Here is a 19,224-nt window from a genome sequence, read left to right on the forward strand (position 1 = left end):
ACGCTGAGGCATAGGGCCGGGCGGCGCTGCTCGTTCAGAGCGCGTCGCCCGGCCGCTTCATGACGGCTGAGCCACCAAGGTGGCCGTCACGGTGCGCTCGCTTCCATCGCGCACGTAGGTGATCTGCACCTTGTCGCCGGCCTTCTTCGTCAGCTGCAGCTGCGTCAGAACGTCGGCACGGTTCGCCGCGTGACCGTCGATCTTCGTGACCACGTCTCCGGCCTTCAGCCCCGCGGCCGCAGCCGAACCCGCGGGGTCGACTGCCTGAATGTAGAGACCGTCTTGGATGCCCCAGCGTTCCGCCACAGCCGGCGGGATGGGCGTCACCTGCACCCCGAGGTACGGGTAGGCCACCTGACCCGTCTCGATGAGCTGGTCAGCGATCCGCATGGCGAGGTTCACCGGAACCGCGAACCCGATTCCGACCGAACCACCTCCCGAGGTGCCTTCGGCGTTCGGCACCGTTGCGATGGCGGTGTTGATGCCGATGAGGTGACCGCGGCAGTCCACGAGAGCCCCGCCCGAATTGCCGGGGTTGATCGAGGCATCCGTCTGTATCGCTCCCGCAAGAGTGGCCGTCTTGCCGTCGTCGCTCGGCACGGGAACGTTGCGGCCGAGCGCGCTCACGATTCCCGCCGTGACCGTGCTCGAGAGTCCGAGGGGTGCACCGAGAGCGACCACGGGCTGTCCGACAGCCACATTCGTGCTGTCGCCGATGCCGATGACGGGCAGCCCCGATTCGCCGGTCACTTTGAGCACCGCGAGGTCGGAGAGCGGGTCGCGGCCCACGAGGTCAGCCGGCACCGTGTGCCCGTTGGAGAACGTCACGGTGATGCCGCCGCCGTTGCGTGCGGCCGAGATGACGTGGTTGTTCGTCACGATGTAGCCGCTCCTGCGGATGACCTCGCCGCTTCCGACACCGCTGCCGGCCGCAGCCGTCACATTGATCGTCACGATCGTCGGCAGCACGTCGTTCGCCACCGTCACCGCGTCGCACGTGCCCGCCGCGCTGCCCGGCGCCGTGCCGCTGGTCGCCCTCGAGGGGAACATCGCCCCCTCCCACGAGGCCCCGAGCCACCCCGCGCCCAGGCCGAAGGCGATCGCGACCATGGCTGCCACGAGCCACACGGTCCACGGCGATAACGACGAGCGTCTCGTCGGCTGCGCACTGTCGGCCGTACCTGAGCGGAGGTTCCTTTCGCGGTCGTCGCTTTCGCGGTCGTCGTACGGTGCTTTCTCATTCGGATTCGTCATTGCCCACCCCAAGTGACGCGCCGCCGTTCGACGGCATCCTCGACTTTCGGACTGTACCGCCGATCACCTCGTGCGGCCCAGACAATCCCTGCAATCAGATGATCGAGGATGACCGAGACGGCTCACCGAGCCGGCTCACGGGCCGGTTCACCCGGGGCGTCGACCGAGTCGGTTCGGCCCGGTCGACGCAACCGGGCCGGTCCGGTCGCGCCGGATTCGAGCGTCAGCCGACGAGCCGACGGCCCTCGAACGCGCGGCCGAGCGTGACCTCGTCGGCATACTCGAGGTCGCCGCCGACCGGCAGCCCAGACGCAAGCCTGGTGACGCGTATCTCCATGACCTGCAGCATGCGGCTGAGGTATGCGGCCGTCGCCTCGCCCTCCACGTTGGGATTCGTGGCGATAATGATCTCGCGCACAGAGGCATCCCCGAGCCGCGTCATCAACGGTCGGATGCGCAGCTGGTCGGGCCCGATGCCCTGGATGGGGCTGATCGCGCCTCCGAGCACATGGTACAGCCCGCGGAACTCACGGGTGCGCTCGATGGCCACGACATCCTTGGCCTCCTCGACCACGCAGATCAGCCCATGGTCTCGTCGCGGGTCACGGCAGATCGAGCACGTCACCTGCTCGGTGACGTTCCCGCAGATCTCGCAGAACCGCACCTTGTCGCGAACAGTGGTGAGCACATCCGCAAGCCGCGACGGGTCGTAGGTCTCGGTCTGCAGAATGTAGAACGCGATGCGTTGAGCCGACTTGGGACCCACCCCAGGCAATCGGCCCAGCTCGTCGATCAGGTCTTGGACGACGCCTTCGTACACGTGCCTACCTCGACCATCCTGAGCCGCCGGCGCCGGCGGATGCTCCGGGGCTCCGCGTGGACGTGATCTCCTGCTCCTCGATGAACTTGGCACCGAGCAGTTCGCGCACGACCGCCTCGCCGTACCTGGCCGGTTCACGGAATCCGACGGATGCCGTCGCCCGCGCGCTCCGGTCGGACGCAGCGTCTCTGCGGTTAGGGTTCGCCCCGGTGGGATTTGCGCCGATGGGGTTTGCGCCGGCAGGATTCGCGCCCGACGGGTTCGCGCCGGAGGAGCCAGTACCGGAGGAGCTCGCACCGGAGGAGCCAGCACTGGGAGAGCTCGCTCGCGACAGGTCGCCACCTGCGCTTCCCTGCACGGTTGGCGGCGCAGGCTGCGGCGCCGGCGACGCCGTCGGCCGCGACTGGGTCGATGTGCGCTGCGTCGCGGAGGGCGACGCTGCGAAGGATGGCGCGGCACTGCCGGCGAGCGAGGCCAGGCTCGGTTCGCCGGGATACTCGTCGGGGAACGGCGGTTCGTCGTCGTCGGGCGCTTCGGCGTCGGTGAATTGCGTGGGTGCCGGGCCGGCGGTCGGCTGGTTGTCGCGCGGGCGATCGGCGACCTGGGGCTCAGTCACGGGACCGTCCGGCTCCGTTTGGTCCGACTCGTCAGACGGGCGTTCGAGCACGGCCGTGGCCGACGAGCCCGGGATCGGCACGGTCGACCAGCTGACGGCGGACGACGACTGCGATGCACCGGAAAGCGCGGCCGGCGTGCCGCTGGTCACGCGTGATTGAGCAGACCCACGAGCCCCACCCGAGCCGACGGTGGAGACGCGCTCCCGTCGCTGCGGCGGCGCGACATCCTGAGCGGCCGGCGCCGGCGCACTCGCGGGCTTCGCACCGGGAGCATCGGCAACCGGGGCGACGTCAGGCGCACTCGACTCCGGTCCTTCGGGACCAGTTCCTGCGTTGCCACCACCGGGTCCCCCCTCGGAACCGGCAGGCTTGGCCACGAACTTGACCCTGATGCCCAGCAGGTCGACGATCGACTGCCGCAGCACCTCGCTCGCGGCATCCTTCGCACCCGGGGTACCACGGAAACTCTCGACGTCGTTCGCACTGGGGAAGGTCAGGGACAGCACGTCACCGTCGAGGGCGCGTACGGTCGCCGTGTAGACGACGGCCCAGGCGTTACGGCTCGCCTCCGCGACGGACTCGAGTATCTCGGGCCAGGCATCCCTCACCTGCTGCGTGGTGACGGGACCGACGGAAACGGCAGGACCGTCCGCCGTCACTCCCGGCGTCGCCCAGGCCGATGCGTCTTGACCCGGTGTTGCGGGTGCGTCGGCGCCTGAGGCGCCCGGCGTGACGCCCTTCTTCGCCGCGGCTGCCGCGGCGAACGCCGCAGCCTGCGCGACTGCCGGGTCGGAGGATGCCTGCGGCGGCGCAGCGCTCGTGCCCGCCGAGCCGGCTGTGGTGGCGGAAGCAGAGCTCGCGGGAGCGGATGCTGCGGTGCCGACGGGAGCAGAGCTGGTTGAGCTTGCGGGAGCCGGTCCCTTGGTGCTCGTGGGCGCCGGTCCCTTGATGCTCGTGGCGGCCGGCTCGGTGACGCCCGCCGGGGCCGATTTCGTCGTGGATGTCGAAGCGGAGTCCGCGGCCCACGCAGACGTCGCTGCGGCGGCGGATGATGCCGCCGGCTGCGTCGGGCGAGCGGGCGGCTGCTGCTCGCGGGCATCCCGGGCGACGGCCTCCGTCGTGCCCTGCACACCCACTCTGCGTTCGAGGCGCTCGACGCGGGCGAGCGCGCCGCGCTCCGTCGCGTCGGAAGCGGGCACGAGCATCCGCGCGATCATGAGCTCGAGGTGCAGCCTCGGCGAGGTCGCCCCCGTCATCTCGGTGAGCGCGGCGTTCACGATGTCGGCGCAGCGCGAAAGCTCCGCGGCACCGAACACGGATGCCTGCACCGACATGCGGTCCAGCTCCTCCTGCGGGGTCCCGCGCAGCACTGCTGCAGCGGCATCCGGAGACGTTGCAGCGACGATGATGAGGTCGCGCAGTCGCTCGAGGAGGTCTTCCACGAAGCGCCTCGGGTCTTGCCCCGTCTGGATGACGCGGTCGACGGCGGCGAACGCGGATGCGGCATCCATGGCACCGATGGCATCCACGACCTCGTCGAGCAGCGCCGCGTGCGTGTAGCCGAGCAGCGCGACGGCCCGTTCGTACTGGATGGTCGAGCCCTCTGAGCCTGCGATGAGCTGGTCGAGCAGAGACAAGGTGTCGCGGGGCGAGCCTCCGCCGGCTCGCACGACGAGCGGCAGCACGCCGGGAGCAACCGCCATTCCCTCGCTCTCGCACAGCTGCTGCACGTAGTCGAGCATCTGCGCGGGCGGCACGAGACGGAACGGATAGTGGTGCGTTCGCGACCGGATGGTTCCGATCACCTTGTCGGGCTCGGTCGTCGCGAAGATGAACTTCACGTGCTCGGGCGGCTCCTCCACGATCTTCAGCAGGGCGTTGAATCCCTGCGGCGTCACCATGTGAGCCTCGTCGAGAATGAAGATCTTGTAGCGATCGCGTGCCGGGGCGAAGATGGCCCGCTCCCTGATGTCACGCGCGTCGTCGACACCGTTGTGGCTCGCCGCGTCGATCTCCACGACGTCCAGCGATCCTTGCCCGCCCCTGCCCAACTCGATGCAGCTCTGGCACTTGCCACATGGCGTGTCCGTCGGGCCTTCTGCACAGTTCAGGCAGCGGGCGAGGATGCGTGCGCTCGTGGTCTTGCCGCATCCGCGGGGTCCGCTGAACAGGTAGGCGTGGTTCACGCGATTCGTGCGCAGCGCCGTCATGAGCGGCTCGGTCACCTGAGACTGGCCGATCATCTCGGCGAACGTCTCTGGCCGATAGCGGCGATACAGGGCGGTGACCACGGCTCAATGGTAGTGGGAGGGTCTGACAGGCGATTGAGGTCATGTGAAGAGTGCTGGCACTCTCCACAGGACCGATTGAGTGCATTGAGTAGCAGTGCCGTGAGCACAGCCGATTGAGGCTTCTCGCCGGCCTTCGCCTGCGGAAAATCGGAGATCCGCGCGATCCGACGGCGTGTCGCCTTCATCGGCCGGCGTGCCGCAGAGAAGTTCCGATTTTCCGGGGTCACGCGACGCCGGATTAGGTCCCAGCAGCCGCTCGGACCTTGTCCTCCCCAGGCCTGCCGGGACCGACGTTGTCCACTGAGGCAGAAGTCCTCTCTTATCCAGCGCTGCCCGCGAGCAAGGCTCGGAAGGTGGTTCTGTGTGCGTTCGGTCACATTGCTTGGGCCCGCCAACTCCTCGCCGCCGGGATGACGAGAGACGGCTTGTCGCGCCTAGGCACGGACGCCGGCGTGTGGCGACCTCGCCGCGGCCTCTACGCCTGCGGACATCTCAGCGGTGAGGCGCGTCTCGCCCTCGCCGTCGGCGGTCGGCTCGATTGCGTGAGCGTGCTCAGGGAACGGGGAATCTGGACGGGCCAGGACAAGCGCATTCATCTGCGGATGCCGCCATCCGGTCGGCTTCTCGATGCGGCTCTGCTTCCCCCAGATACGTGCATCCATTGGTCGGGAGCATCGTCCGGAGATGACCCACTCAGGGTGTCGGTATCAGCGGCATTGCGCCAGGCGATGTGCTGCCTCCCGCCCGACGACGTCGTGGCCTCGCTGGAGTCCGCCGTCTACAAGAAGGCGATTTCCCGAGGGGAATTCCAAGCCCTGCGTGATGAAGCCCCGTCGCGCCTACGGCGCGTGCTCGCCGAGGCAGAGATCGGTGCCCAATCGGGCTACGAAACTCATGCTCGATTGCGGCTGCGGCGGGCCGGTTACACGGTAAGGGCGCAGGTGTACGTGCCCGGCGCTGGATACCTGGACAACGTCATCGAGGACCTGGTCGACCTCGAAACCGACGGTGGCGAGTTTCACAGGGAGACCTTCTACGAAGACAGAAAGCGTGATCTCGCCGTGCAATGGATGGGCCTGCGCGTACTGCGCATCCCGGCCACGATGGTCGACACCGATTGGGACCAGGTCGCCGAGACCATTGCCCGGATGGTTCGGGAGGGCCGGGCGCAAAGGGACCTCAGGTATGACCTCGGGTAGTGGGGCATCCGGATGCGAAAGGCCGACCACTCGCGCTCAAAAATCGGAGATTCGGCACGACACGCGGCCCATGGACTCGCGGCACGCTGCGTGGAACGCGGATGTCCGATTTTTGGCGGGTGGGCGGGCTGGTGGCCAGTCGGGTGGGCGGGCTGGGGGCCAGTCGGGTGGGTGGGCCGGGTTAGTGGCGGGCTGGGTGGGCAGGGGCCGGCCGGTGGCGGAGTGAATTGGGTGGTGCACGGTACATCGCAAACGCCAAAGGGGCACGGCCCGGTTCCCCGGACCGTGCCCCTTCAGCGCTCAGGACCGCTCAGGCCTTCGCCCGGCGATCAGACCTCCCGGCGTCGGCGCAGGAACATCAGCACGATCCCGGCCGCGAGCATCCCGAGAGCGGCCAGGGCTCCCCCAATGCCGAGCGTTGCCGCACCGGTTGCCGCCAAGGCCTGCGTCGCGGTCACGTAGGTGAAGGCGCCCCTCAGTGAGGATGTTCCGCAGTCACCCGCCCCGACCACCGTCACGTCGACCTTGCCGGTTCCTGCGGGCGTCACGGCGGTGATCGTCGTGTCGTTCACCACCGTGAAGCTTGTGGATGCCGTGTCCCCGAAGAGCACCTGCGTCGCTCCCGTGAAGCAGTGGCCGCTGATCGTCACCGTGGTGCCGCCCGAGGTCGGTCCAGATCCCGGGTCCACGCCATGAACATCCGTCACTGCGTAGTAGGTGAATCGTCCGGCGTTGGACTGGCTATTCGTCGCCGCGGGGGCGAACAGCAGGGGTCGCAGGAACGACTCAATGCTCGGTCCCGCCTGAACGTCCGGGCCGATCACGATGACGTCGACCGTCGACGGCACGTGCGCGGGGCTCGTCACCGTGATCTGCGTGTCGCTGTTCACCGTGAACGAGGTGCCGGCCAGACCGTCGAACGTTGCACCGGTTGCGCCGTCGAAGTTCGCTCCCGTGATGGTCACCACTGTTCCGCCCACCTCCGGTCCGCGGATCGGCGTGAGCCCGTAGATGATCGGAGCGGTCGTGTAGGTGAACGCGCCGGGCGCCTCTCCCGTGCCGCACGACTCGGAGCCCACCACGGTCACGTCTACGACGCCGACACCCGCCGGGGTCGTTGCCGTGATCGTCGTGTCGTCCACCACCGTGAAGCTCGTCACCGCGGTCTCCCCGAAGAGCACCGCGCTTGCGCCGGTGAAGCAGTGCCCGGTGATAGTCACCTGGGTGCCGCCGTGCTCAGGGCCCGAGTTGGGACTCACCCCGGTGATGGTCGTCGCCGGCTCGTAGGTGAACGTTCCCGCGGGGCTGTCACCGAACGTGCTCTGTACGATCACGTCGACTGGTCCCGGCGCGTGCGGCGGTGTCGTCACCGTGATCGACGTGTCGCCGCTCGGCGTGAAGCTGCCGGCCGGCACGCCATCGAACGTGACTCCCGTCGCGCCCGCGAACCCGGTGCCAGTGATCGTCACCGTGGTACCGCCGGTCTCCGGTCCACTGTCCGGGACGATCGAGATGATCGCCGCCGGCGGAACGAAGGTGAAGGTACCGGGCTCTGACGTGCCACCCAGCGTCGTCACCGTCACGTTCACAGATCCCGCACTATGGGCCGGTGTGACGGCGGTGATCTGCGTGGCGCTGTCCACGAAATAGGATGCCGCCGCGACGCCGCCGAATTCCACAGCCGTTGCGGCGTTGAAGTTCGTACCCGTGATTGTGACGGACGTACCGCCGGCCGTCGGTCCCTCGGTTGGAACGAGCGATTGGATGGTCGGCGCAGGCACGTAGGTGAACGCGGCGTTGTCCGTGGCGCTGCCGCAGGTTCCTGCTCCGACCACTGTCACGTCAACCGTTCCAGTGCCAGGGGGCGAGACGACCGTGAGCTGCGAATCCGAGTTCACGACCAGCCCGGTGCCGGCCGTGCCGCCGAAGAGCACCTCACTCGCGCCTGTGAAGCACTGCCCCGTGATCGTGACGGTTAGGCCGCCGGTCTCGGGACCACTGCTCGGATTGAGGCTGTCGATGCGGGTCACCGGTTGGAATGTGAACGTTCCTGGTGCCGAGGGACCCACTGGCGACGTCACGACCACCTGCGCCCCTGCCGGCACATGGGCCGGCGTGGTGACGGTGAGCTGTGTGTCGTTGACAATGTGAAGCGCCGTTCCCGCTACGCCGTCGAAGGTCACGCCCGTCGCGCCGGCGAAGCCCGTGCCGTTGATCGTCACGACCGTGCCGCCGGTCTCCGGCCCGTGGTCGGGTGCGAGCGACTGGATGACCGGGGCGCCGGGAGCCACGTAGGTGAATGCGTCGGGCAGTGTTGCCGTCCCGCAGCCCTGGGTGCTCACCTGTACGCTCACGGCGCCAGTACCGACGGGGGTGACTGCGGTGATCGTCGAGTCATCAACCACCGTGACGTCCGTGGCAGGGGTCCCGCCGAACAGCACATCCTGTGCGGTCGTGAAGCACTGTCCGCTGATCGTCACCGGCGTTCCGCCGGTCTCCGGGCCCGAGTTCGGGCTCACGGCCGTGATCTGAACGACAGGGTCGAATGTGTAGGTGGCCGGAGCGGAGTTCTTCAGAGGATCGGTCACCACGACGTCGACGGCGCCAGGAACGTGCGCTGGTGAGGTGACGTGGATCGTCGTGGCATCGACCACGTCGAACGCGATGCCGGCCGTTCCGTCGAAGGTGACGCCGGTCGCGTTAGTGAACCCGGTCCCCGTGATGGTGACTACCGTGCCACCGGTCTGCGGACCGTGGTCCGGTGCCAGCGAGGCGATGGCCGGCGTCGCCACGTAGTCGTAGGCACCCGGGTCTGTGCCGGTGCCGCAGGTGCCTGCGCCGACGACGCTCACGTCGACGGCGCCAGTGCCCGCGGGCACGACAGCAGTGATCTGGACATCGCTGTCCACGCTGAAGCTTGTGGCAGGAGTGCCGCCGAACAGCACTGCCGTGGCTCCGGTGAAGCACTGCCCGGTGATCGTGACGGTGTTTCCGCCGGCCTCAGGCCCGCTTCCCGGGTCCACACCGTCGACCTTTGTGACCGGCGTGTAGGTGAAGGTGCCAGGCGCCGAGTCGCCGTTCGGGCTCTGGACGATCACGTCGACCGCTCCCGGGGCATGCGGTGGGGTGGTGACGGTGATCGAGGTGTCACCCCCTGGCGTGAAGACCGTGCCCGCCACGCCGTCGAAAGTGACGCCCGTGGCATCCGCGAACCCGGTGCCCGTGATGGTCACAACGGTGCCGCCCGTCTCGGGCCCGCTCGTCGGGGCGAGCCCGCTGATCGAGGGCACCGGGTCGAAGGTGAACGCACCTGGTGCCGAGTCGCCGTTCGGGCTCTGGACCACCACATCGACGGCGCCGGGGGCGTGCACGGGTGTCGTCACGGTGATGTGGCCGTCGTCGACGATGGTGAAGTTCGTGCCTGCGACGCCATCGAAGGTCACACCCGTCGCCGCGGTGAACCCGCTGCCCGTGATCGTCACCGACGTGCCGCCGGTCTGGGGGCCGTGGTTGGGGACGATCGAGGTGATGGATGCCGGCACAGCCGCGTTGGGCCCGACCTCAGCGCGTCCGAGGTCGACCGTGGCGCCTGCCCCGGAGAGCAGCGAAACCCGGAGGGCGACCTCCCGGTAGGAGTTGGCTGCGGTTCCGGCCTCCTGCACGTTGAGGGTTGCGCCGATCACCGTGCCGATGGAGGTCAGCACGGGGTCGAGTGCCGTGGTCAGCGTGGTCACGTCGGTGCTGACCGCGGTGCCTACGGTGTTGATCACGCTGGTACGCACTGGCGTGACGACTCCCGCCAACGCGGTTCCGAGTGCACTGGTCAGTGTGTTCAGGATCGGTGCGAGCAGACTTGTGATCAGGCCAGTGCCTGTGACCGCGATGTGAGCGTTACCGGAGGCGAGGTCCCCGATGGTGCCGTTGTAAGCGAGGTCCAACTCACCGCCCGTGACGGGAGTCGCGCATCCCGCCGGGACGCACAAACCCCCGCCGATGGTGACGGCCACGGCGTCGAGCGCCGAGGCGAGCGTCGTGTTGATGTTGGTCTGCAGCTGCCCGAGGATGCCGTTCACGTCACCGACGATCGTGTTGATCACGTCCGCACTGAGCAGCGGGGTGTTGGGGCTGCGGTTGCTGATTCCGCCGATGACCTGCGCGAGGTCGACCGTGATGTTTCCGTTCGACAGGTTGAGCGATACCCCGCCCTGGGTGAGCGTTCCGGAGAGCACCGATGCAAGCGCCGTACGGAGGTCGGCGTTGATGCTCACGGTCACGTTGTCGGCACCACCACTCAGGGCCCCGATCAGGCCGGTCACCGTCGTGACGATCTGACTGTTGAGCGTGCTCGCCAGACCGTCGACCGTAGTACTCGCGGTGTCGAGCGTGCCGTTCACCGAGGTGACGAGCTGACCAACGAGCGGGGAGGTGAGGTTGAGCCCCGCGTTCGCGATGTTGTAGTCGCGACAGTTCAGCGGATTCGAGATGTCGGTGCACGACGTCGCGGGCGAAGCTCCGTTTCCGCCGAGTGCGGCCACCCCGGTCACCGCCCCAGCATTCAGGTTCGCAGCGGACAGAGCGGTCTGCGACCCGAGGAGTTGGGTGAGGTCGACCGTCGCGTCTGCCGGGAATGTGCCGCTGCCGCTGAGGTCCACTGCGCCGTCGTTGCCCACCGCTCCCGATGCCGCACGCGATACGCCGCCGTCGGACGCCTGCGCGTACTGGTTGACGGCTCCGAGCTGGATCAACTGGCCGAAGGGAACATCGAGCCCGCCCGGCAATGACACCGTTACCGCGTTCAGCGCGGTGAGGTCGAGCGTGCTCGTGTCTGTGACGGGCGTTGGGTTGCCCGGGTTGGTCGCGCTGGCCCCGCCGAGACCGGCGACATCGCCGAGCGGGATGCCCGACAGCAGCGAGCCCGAGAGGAACGTGCCGCTCGACGTCGAACTGTCACCTGGCGACGCGATCGCGGCGAGGGCGCCCGTCGACATGAGCAGCCCGGTGCCGAGTGCTGCCGTCCACTTCACGACCCGTTTGCGCCACTGAGGGCGGCGGTGGCGCGGCCGTCCTCTGTCGCGTCGTGCCTGTCCGGCAGAGTCGGATTCCGGGTATGCCGCAGGCACGTTCATTCAGGACTCCCCCCACTGCGCGTCTCCGCCCCGATGGGCGGTCCCCCCGCGCAGGCCCGCTCGTGCACCCACGAGCGATCGACCTGCCGCCAAGCTATCTGGAAGGAGCCAGCCGGGGCCAAGCATCCGGGTGAGATCACCCCCTAAGAGGGGCGAGAATCACTCACACCGGCGTGTGTACGTGAGCATTCTTCAGCTTGAGGATGCTCGTGAGTCGGGGCAGGCATCCGCAACCTGCGCTGAACATTGTGCGCTTGCCGCCGAAAATCGGACTTCTGACCGGACACGCGGTGAAAGACAGCCGGCGCGCCGGGCGAAGCGGCGTTTCTCCGATTTTCGGCAGGAGTCCTGGGGGCAGGAGCGGTGGGGGCAGGGGTCGCGAGGGCGCCGCCGCCTACCCGACGACCCGGAGGGTCTGCCTCGCGATCTCGAGCTCTTCGTCGGTCGGCACCACGAGCACGGCGGTGCGCGACTCCTCGGTCGAGATGAGCCGTGGCCCGGCGCTCCGGGCCTCGTTGCGGTCGGCGTCGACCTCGATGCCCAGCCACTCCAAGCCGGCCAGCGCCTTGGCCCGCACCACAGCAGAGTTCTCACCGACGCCCGCCGTGAACGTGATGACGTCGACGCCACCCAGCTCGGCGATGTACGCGCCGACGTACCGCTTGATTCGGCGCACGTAGACGCCGAGGGCCAGGCGCGCTCGCTCGTCGCCGGCATCCGCAGCTTTCGTCAGGTCGCGCATGTCCTGGTGCCCGGAGATGCCGAGAACCCCGGACTTCTTGTTGAGCAGGTCGTCGAGATCATCGACGTCGATGCGCGTCTTGCGCTGCAGATAGAGCAGCACGGCAGGGTCGATGTCGCCCGTTCGCGTCCCCATCACCAGGCCCTCGAGCGGCGTGAAGCCCATGCTCGTGTCCACCGACCGTCCGCGTTCGATCGCACACACGGATGCCCCGTTCCCCAGGTGCAACACGATCTGCTTGAGCTCGGTGAGCGGCCGGTCGAGGAACCGCGCAGCCGCCTCCGACACGTACTTGTGGCTGGTGCCGTGGAAGCCGTAGCGGCGGATGCGGTACCGCTCGGCGATGGATGCCTCGAGAGCGTAGGTGTAGGCATCCGGCGGCATGGTCTGGTGGAAGGCGGTGTCAAACACCGCCACCTGCGGCAGGTCGGGGAAGACCTTCAGCGCTGCCCTGATGCCCTGCACATTTGCGGGGTTGTGCAGCGGGGCGAGCTCGGAGAGGTCCTCGATGTTGATGAGCACGAGCGGCGTCACCAGCGTCGGCTCGAAGAACCTCGCGCCGCCGTGCACCACCCGGTGGCCGACGGCGACGGGCGGATGCTCGTCGAGGCTCGGCCCGTGCTCCGCGAAGGCATCCGTCATGACGCCGAACCCGGCCGTGTGGTCCGCGATCTCCAGTGAGCGCTCCCAGTGCCCTTCCGGCGTTTCGTGCATCGCGTGCCCACTGGAGTCACCGATGCGCTCGACGAGTCCCGACGCCAGCCGTTCCTCGCTCTGCGCGTCGATCAGCTGGTACTTGAACGACGACGACCCGCTGTTGATCACCAAGACGGATGACATGTTCATCTCCTCGCACAACGCGTTCGCAGGACATACGGGCGCCCGTCCACACTATGTGGATGAATGCTCGTATCTCCTGAAATGGTGCCGCCTCTCGTCGCAGCCTTGTTGCCACGCAGCCTGGTTGCCACGCGTCGCCGGCCGGGCACGTCAGCGGGCGCCGTCCTGAGCCTGGATGGCCGTGATCGCGATCGTGTTCACGATGTCGTCGACGAGGGCGCCACGCGACAGGTCGTTGATCGGCTTGCGCAGACCCTGCAGAACCGGGCCGATCGCGACCGCGCCGGCCGACCGCTGCACGGCCTTGTAGGTGTTGTTGCCGGTGTTGAGGTCGGGGAAGATGAACACGGTCGCACGCCCGGCCACGCTGGAACCTGGCAGTTTCGCGGCCGCGACCGCGGCATCCGCTGCCGCGTCGTACTGGATCGGACCCTCCACCAACAGCTCGGGCGCGCGCGAGCGCACGAGGGATGTCGCCTCCCGCACCTTGTCGACGTCGGCGCCGCTACCCGACTCCCCCGTCGAGTACGACAGCATCGCGACGCGCGGTTCGATGCCGAACTGGCGAGCCGTGACCGACGACGAGATCGCGATGTCGGCCAGCTGATCCGAGGTCGGATCGGGTATCACGGCGCAGTCGCCGTACACCAGCACCCGGTCGGCGAGCGCCATCAGGAACACGCTCGAGACGACGGAGACACCGGGCTTCGTCTTGATGATCTCGAACGCGGGCCTGATGGTGTGCGCCGTCGTGTGCTTGGCGCCGGAGACCATGCCGTCGGCGAGGCCGAGGTGCACCATGAGCGTGCCGAAGTACGAGACGTCGGTCACGACATCCGCGGCCTGAACCCGGCTGATGCCCTTGTGCGCGCGCAGCCTGGTGTACTCGTCGGTGAACCGCTCGTGCAGCTCGGGATCGAACGGCGACAGGATGCTCGCGCCCGCCAGCTCGAGGCCGAGCTCGCGCGCCCTGCCGCGCAGGGCATCCTCATCGCCGAGGATCGTCAGGTCGGCTATTCCGCGCGAGAGCGCGATGCTCGCCGCCTTGAGGATGCGGTCGTCATCGCCCTCTGGCAGCACGATGCGTTTGCGCTGCGAGCGAGCGCGCTCCACCAGCTGGTACGCGAAGGCGAGCGGGGTGATCACAGGTGCGCGCTCGACGTCGAGCAGCCGCAGCAGCACGTCGGCGTCCACATTCTGCTCGAACAGCGCGAGCGCGCGTTCGCGTTTGCGCTCGGAGTCGGCAGCAAGCCTGCCCCTCGTCTGCGTGATGCGCACGGTCGTCTCGTAGCTGCCGTAGCGCGTGCCGATCACGGGAAGGTTCGTACGGATGCCGTCAAGCAGTCGGCGGATCGGCTCGCTGAGCTCGAACCCGCCGTTCAGCACGATGGCGGCAACCGACGGGAATGTGCCTGAGGCATTCGCCATCAGCACGGCGAGCAGCACCTCGGTGCGATCGCCCGGAACCACGACGACCGAGCCTTCGATCAGCCGCGTGAGCACGTTCTCCATCGACATTGCGGCGACGACCACACCGAGTGCTTCGCGGTCGAGCAGCTCGGGGTCGCCGGAGACGAGCGTGCCGTCCACCGCCGCCATGATGGACGACACCGACGGGGCGACGAGCAGTGGATCCTCGGGGATGACCCCGATCGGAGAGCCGACCGCGGCCTGGATCTCGGCCGTCGCGAGCGGATCCGCACGGTTGACCACGATGCCGGCGAGGTCGGCGTGCTCCGCGCGCAGGGACGAGACCGCCACCTCGACCAACTGCCGTAGGTCGGAGGCGGTGCGGGCATCCGCTTGCCCGAGGCGTTCGTCTGCGCCCTGGGCCACCCGTCCGCCGAGCACCAGGAGCACGGGCGCGCCGAGGTTGGCTGCGATGCGCGCGTTGTAGCCGAGCTCGGTCGGCGTGCCGACATCGGTGTAGTCGCTGCCGACGATGACGACCACCTCGCTCGTGGCCTCCACCGCCTTGTATCTGTCGATGATGCGCGACAGGGCGGCGTCCGCGTCAGCGTGCACGTCTCCGTACGTGACGCCGAGCGCTTGGTCGTAGCCGGTCTGCACGCCATCGAGCATGAGCAACAGGTCGAGCACGTAGTCGCGCTCGGTCGTCGATCGCGCGATCGGCCGGAACACCCCGACCTTGCGGCCCTGCTTGAGCAGGAGGTCGACGACGCCGAGCGCCACCGTGGATTTGCCGCTGTGCCCCTCGGCCGAGGTGATGTAGACGGATCTCACGCGCACTCCTGCCGTTCGTCGCAGCTGCGGCGTAGGTCGCAATTGCGCCACTTCGTGGCGATTGCGCCACTCTTCCTGGCGCAATGGCCACGTTCGGGCGCAATCAGGGGGAAGGTCGAGCTCACGCGTTGTCCCCACCGGTGTCGGTGGCGAGGTTCACGGTCTCATCCGCTCCGCTCTGGTCGTGACCGACGGTGTCGTGACCCCATGCCCAGTTCGCGACCTCGGGGATGTCCTCCCCGTGTTGGCGAGTGTATTGCCTGGCGGCGAGGCGGGCATCCTGCATGTTCTGGCGCAGCTGCGCATAACGCTCCGCCAGCCCCGGAACTCGGTCGATCACATCGATAACGAGGTGGTACCTGTCGAGGTCGTTCAGCATGACCATGTCGAACGGCGTCGTGGTGGTTCCGTTCTCTTTGTAGCCGCGGGCGTGGATGTTCTCGTGTCCGTGCCTGCGGTACGTGAGGCGGTGGATGAGCCACGGATACCCGTGGTAGGCGAAGATGATCGGCTTGTCATCCGTGAAGATGGCGTCGAACTCCCGATCCGAGAGACCGTGTGGATGATCGGTCTCCGACTGCAGGCGCATGAGATCGACGACGTTCACCACCCGCACTTTGAGGTCTGGGATCTGCTCGCGCAGGATCTTGGCCGCGGCGAGCACCTCGAGAGTCGGGATGTCTCCTGCCGCAGCGAGTACCACATCCGGCTCCTGCCCCTCCACCTCCGTGCCGGCCCAGTCGAAGATGCCGAGGCCGCGCGTGCAGTGCGCGATGGCCTGGTCCATCGTGAGCCAGTTCGCGGCCGGCTGCTTGCCTGCGACGACGACGTTCACGTAGTCGACGGACTTGAGGCAGTGGTCGTAGGTGGACAGCAGCGTGTTGGCGTCGAACGGCAGGTAGACGCGCACGACGTCGGCGCTCTTGTTGACGACGTGGTCGATGAAGCCGGGGTCCTGGTGGCTGAATCCGTTGTGATCCTGCCGCCAGACGTGGCTGGAGAGGAGGTAGTTGAGGCTAGAGATGGGCCTGCGCCACGGGATCTCTCGCGTCACCTTCAGCCACTTGGCGTGCTGGTTGAACATCGAGTCGACGATGTGGATGAACGCTTCGTAGCAGTTGAACAGGCCGTGCCTGCCCGTGAGCAGGTATCCCTCCAGCCAGCCCTCGCACTGGTGCTCGCTGAGCATCTCCATCACGCGCCCGGCTCGCGCGAGGTGGTCGTCGGTGGCCCACACCTCTGCGTTCCACTGTTTCTGCGTGTGCTCGTACACGGCGGGTGCCAGTCGATTGGATGCCGTCTCGTCCGGCCCGAAGATGCGGAACGTCGACGGGTTGTCCTCGATCACTGTCGCGAGCCACGTGCCGAGCACCTTGGTCGCCTCGTCGACCGTCGCGCCGGGCGACGGGACATCCACCGCGAAGTCGCGAAAGTCGCGCAACGACAGCTCCTTGCGCAGCAGCCCGCCGTTCGTGACCGGGTTGGCGCTCATGCGCCGGTCGCCTTGCGGGGCCAGCGCTGTGGCCAACGCGACGGGCGAGCCGTCGTCGTCGAACAGCTCATCCGGGCGGTATTCGCGCAGCCAGCCCTCGAGGATGCGCGTGTGCTCTTCGGTGTCGCGCGCGTTCGCGAGCGGCACCTGGTGCGCGCGGTAGGTGCCTTCGACCTGGACGCCGTCGATGAAGCGCGGGCACGTCCAGCCTTTGGGCGTGCGCAGGATGATCATCGGCCAGGCTGGCGTGTCGCCGCCCTGCTCGTCACCTGGGGATGCGTCGTAAACCCCGGCGCGGGCATCCGCTTTGATCGTGGCGATGTCGTTGAGAACCTCGTCGAGCACCTTCGCGAAGCGCTTGTGCACCTCGATCGGATCCTCGCCGTCGAAGCCGCCCGAGACCAGGTACGGCTTGTGACCGTACCCGCGGAACAGCTCGAGAAGCTCGTCCTCCGGGATGCGTGCGAGCACAGCGGGGTTGGCGATCTTGTAGCCGTTGAGGTGCAGGATCGGCAGTACAACGCCGTCTTGCTTCGGATCGATGAACTTGTTGGAGTGCCAGCTGGTGGCCAGCGGTCCGGTCTCGGCCTCGCCATCGCCCACGACGCAGGCGACGAGCAGGTCTGGGTTGTCGAACGCGGCGCCGTACGCGTGACTCAGCGAGTAGCCGAGCTCACCGCCCTCGTGGATCGATCCGGGCGTCTCGGGTGCGGCGTGACTCGGGATGCCGCCGGGGAACGAGAACTGCCGGAACAGCTTGCGCATCCCCTCTTCGTCCTGGGTGATGTGTGCGTAGATCTCGGAGTAGGTGCCGTCGAGGTAGGCGTTCGCGACCATTCCCGGGCCGCCGTGGCCTGGTCCAGTGATGTAGATCGTGTTGAGGTTGCGCTCCCGGATCGCACGGTTGAGGTGCGCGTACACGAAGTTGAGCCCTGGCGTGGTTCCCCAGTGCCCTAGGAGACGCGGCTTGATGTCGTCACGGGTAAGCGGGCGACGCAGCAACGGGTTGTCGAGCAGGTAGATCTGGCCGACGCTGAGGTAGTTGGCGGCGCGCCACCAGGCATCCAGAGCGGCGATCATATCGGGGGTGAGCTCGTCCGCCGCCCGGAGCGGAAAGGCCGGGTCGAACCCGGCGTCCTGCCGTCGACCGTTGTGAACGGGTCGTTTCGCGGTCTCGGATGCCACCGCCTGGGCTTGCTCCGCCACCTTCTTCGCGGATCGATCGCGCTTCTTCTTCTCGGCCTTCGTCGGAGCCGACACGGATGCCACGTGGATCTCCTCCAGTCCGGTCGCGTTCGCGGCCACATTCCATCCTTGTCAGGCGGCTGTCCGACGCGCCAGGGGTTACCAGCCGTCGCCAGCCAACTCTCACCGCGTGCGCGGCGTCACTTTTGGCCGGGCCGCCGCGTACCGTGCCGTCACTTTTGGCCTATATGCCGATCGGAAGCGGCCGAGAGCGACGGCATTCGGGCGCGCGACCGTCGCTTGTAGTCGTCGGTGCCGACTCGGCCTGGCGCGTCGCTCACGCAGATGCGCCGATTAAACGAAAAGGACCCCCCGCGCACCCGCCAGAGCCTGGTTACCCTTGCTACGTTTCCGTCCTGGGGGAGTTGGCCTGGATGGCGCCACGCGAGGAGCCTCAACCATTGTACCGATGGACGAGACGTCATCGAGCCACCGCGGATATCGTCGAACCACCCCGTTCTCCGTGAGGACTGCCGGGCGGTTCGAACGACGCGGACGGCGCGACGAAGGATGCCCGCCCGCGGTCGCCGGGCATCCATGACACGAAGGGACACCATGCCGCTCTACCTCGACGACTTGCACGCCGGTCAGGTGTTCGTCACGCCGGGTCGCACGATCACCGAAGCGGACGTCATGTCATTCGCGGCATGGACGAACGACAACAACCAGGTGCACACCGACGCCGAGTTCGCCAAGAGCACCCGCTTCGGCCGGCGAATCGTGCACGGGATGCTCGGGGCATCCCTCTGCCTCGGACTCATCGCGCGCACGGGCGTCTTCGAGGGCAGCGCGGTCGCGTTGCTCGGAATCGACGAGTGGAAGTTCGAAGCCCCCATCTTCATCGGCGACACCGTGACGTGCACCGTCGAGATCCTGTCGACGCGTCCGACGAGTTCAGGACAGTACGGCGTCGTCGAGCGCCGCCTCACGCTGCGCAACCAGCGCGACGAGGTCGTGCAGAGCGGCCGCATGGACCTGATGGTGGCGACCGCACCTGTTGCATGACGGGAGTCGCGACGCACCAGGTGTCTGCGCCTCGTCACGAAGCCGATGTTGTCTGGCGCATCCGGTCGCGCACGCACAGCTCTGGCGGCCAGCCGGACCCCTCGGGTCGGGTAGGATTCTCTGAGGTCGTTTTCGAACGGCCGCCCGGAGGATTCGCCTAGTGGCCTATGGCGCACGCTTGGAAAGCGTGTTGGGTGAAAGCCCTCGGGGGTTCGAATCCCCCATCCTCCGCCATGCGAAGAGCGGGCTCGCCGTCAGGCGGGTCCGCTCTTCGCATTATCGGTACGGCGGACGAATCCCCCATCCTCCGCCGACATTGCGGCCCGCCGAGCGAGACCTGCGACACAGG

10 protein-coding genes, 1 tRNA gene and 1 other RNA gene are annotated in these 19,224 nt (G+C 67.8%); 3 read left to right on the top strand and 9 right to left on the bottom strand.

Annotated elements, in window-relative coordinates; translation table 11 throughout:
- Window positions 1-57 precede the first annotated feature (57 nt).
- The 4 genes from ACO2Q7_RS12605 to ACO2Q7_RS12620 form a co-directional block, all read right to left on the bottom strand.
- Window positions 58-1,254, bottom strand: a complete 1,197-nt coding sequence (locus ACO2Q7_RS12605) for a S1C family serine protease (protein WP_423356052.1) — start codon at window positions 1,252-1,254, stop codon at window positions 58-60.
- A 223-nt stretch (window positions 1,255-1,477) separates the two neighbouring features.
- Window positions 1,478-2,074, bottom strand: a complete 597-nt coding sequence (gene recR / locus ACO2Q7_RS12610; RefSeq protein ID WP_423356053.1) for a recombination mediator RecR — start codon at window positions 2,072-2,074, stop codon at window positions 1,478-1,480.
- A 4-nt stretch (window positions 2,075-2,078) separates the two neighbouring features.
- Complete coding sequence (locus ACO2Q7_RS12615) at window positions 2,079-4,982, bottom strand: DNA polymerase III subunit gamma and tau (RefSeq protein WP_423356054.1); 2,904 nt, start codon at window positions 4,980-4,982, stop codon at window positions 2,079-2,081.
- Window positions 4,983-5,416: 434 nt separating this feature from the next.
- Window positions 5,417-5,644, bottom strand: a complete 228-nt coding sequence (locus ACO2Q7_RS12620) for a hypothetical protein (protein WP_423356055.1) — start codon at window positions 5,642-5,644, stop codon at window positions 5,417-5,419.
- A 36-nt stretch (window positions 5,645-5,680) separates the two neighbouring features.
- Between ACO2Q7_RS12620 and ACO2Q7_RS12625 the strand changes: the two genes are divergently transcribed.
- Entirely contained in the window at window positions 5,681-6,181 is a 501-nt protein-coding gene (locus ACO2Q7_RS12625; protein WP_423356056.1) for a hypothetical protein, read from the top strand.
- A gap of 329 nt (window positions 6,182-6,510) precedes the next feature.
- On the opposite strand, the gene ACO2Q7_RS12630 is transcribed toward ACO2Q7_RS12625, so the two are convergent.
- From ACO2Q7_RS12630 to ffs, 5 genes are all read right to left on the bottom strand, one after another.
- On the bottom strand, window positions 6,511-11,307 hold the full coding sequence (locus ACO2Q7_RS12630) for an IPT/TIG domain-containing protein (protein ID WP_423356057.1): 4,797 nt from the start codon (window positions 11,305-11,307) through the stop codon (window positions 6,511-6,513).
- A 394-nt stretch (window positions 11,308-11,701) separates the two neighbouring features.
- Entirely contained in the window at window positions 11,702-12,889 is a 1,188-nt protein-coding gene (locus ACO2Q7_RS12635) for an acetate/propionate family kinase (RefSeq protein ID WP_423356058.1), read from the bottom strand.
- A 150-nt stretch (window positions 12,890-13,039) separates the two neighbouring features.
- Window positions 13,040-15,139, bottom strand: coding sequence for a phosphate acetyltransferase (gene pta, locus ACO2Q7_RS12640; RefSeq protein WP_423356059.1), 2,100 nt, complete (start codon window positions 15,137-15,139; stop codon window positions 13,040-13,042).
- 115 nt (window positions 15,140-15,254) lie between these two features.
- Window positions 15,255-17,705, bottom strand: coding sequence for a phosphoketolase family protein (locus ACO2Q7_RS12645; protein ID WP_423356501.1), 2,451 nt, complete (start codon window positions 17,703-17,705; stop codon window positions 15,255-15,257).
- 465 nt (window positions 17,706-18,170) lie between these two features.
- An RNA gene (ffs, locus tag ACO2Q7_RS12650) (signal recognition particle sRNA small type) lies at window positions 18,171-18,267 on the bottom strand.
- Between the two features lie 140 nt (window positions 18,268-18,407).
- Here ffs and ACO2Q7_RS12655 point away from each other — a divergent pair.
- Both ACO2Q7_RS12655 and ACO2Q7_RS12660 read left to right on the top strand, forming a co-directional pair.
- Entirely contained in the window at window positions 18,408-18,875 is a 468-nt protein-coding gene (locus ACO2Q7_RS12655) for a MaoC/PaaZ C-terminal domain-containing protein (RefSeq protein ID WP_423356060.1), read from the top strand.
- Between the two features lie 146 nt (window positions 18,876-19,021).
- Window positions 19,022-19,109: transfer RNA gene (locus ACO2Q7_RS12660), tRNA-Ser, on the top strand.
- Window positions 19,110-19,224 lie beyond the last annotated feature (115 nt).

Source organism: Rathayibacter sp. KR2-224 (genome assembly GCF_049446075.1).
Taxonomy (GTDB): Bacteria; Actinomycetota; Actinomycetes; order Actinomycetales; family Microbacteriaceae; genus Humibacter.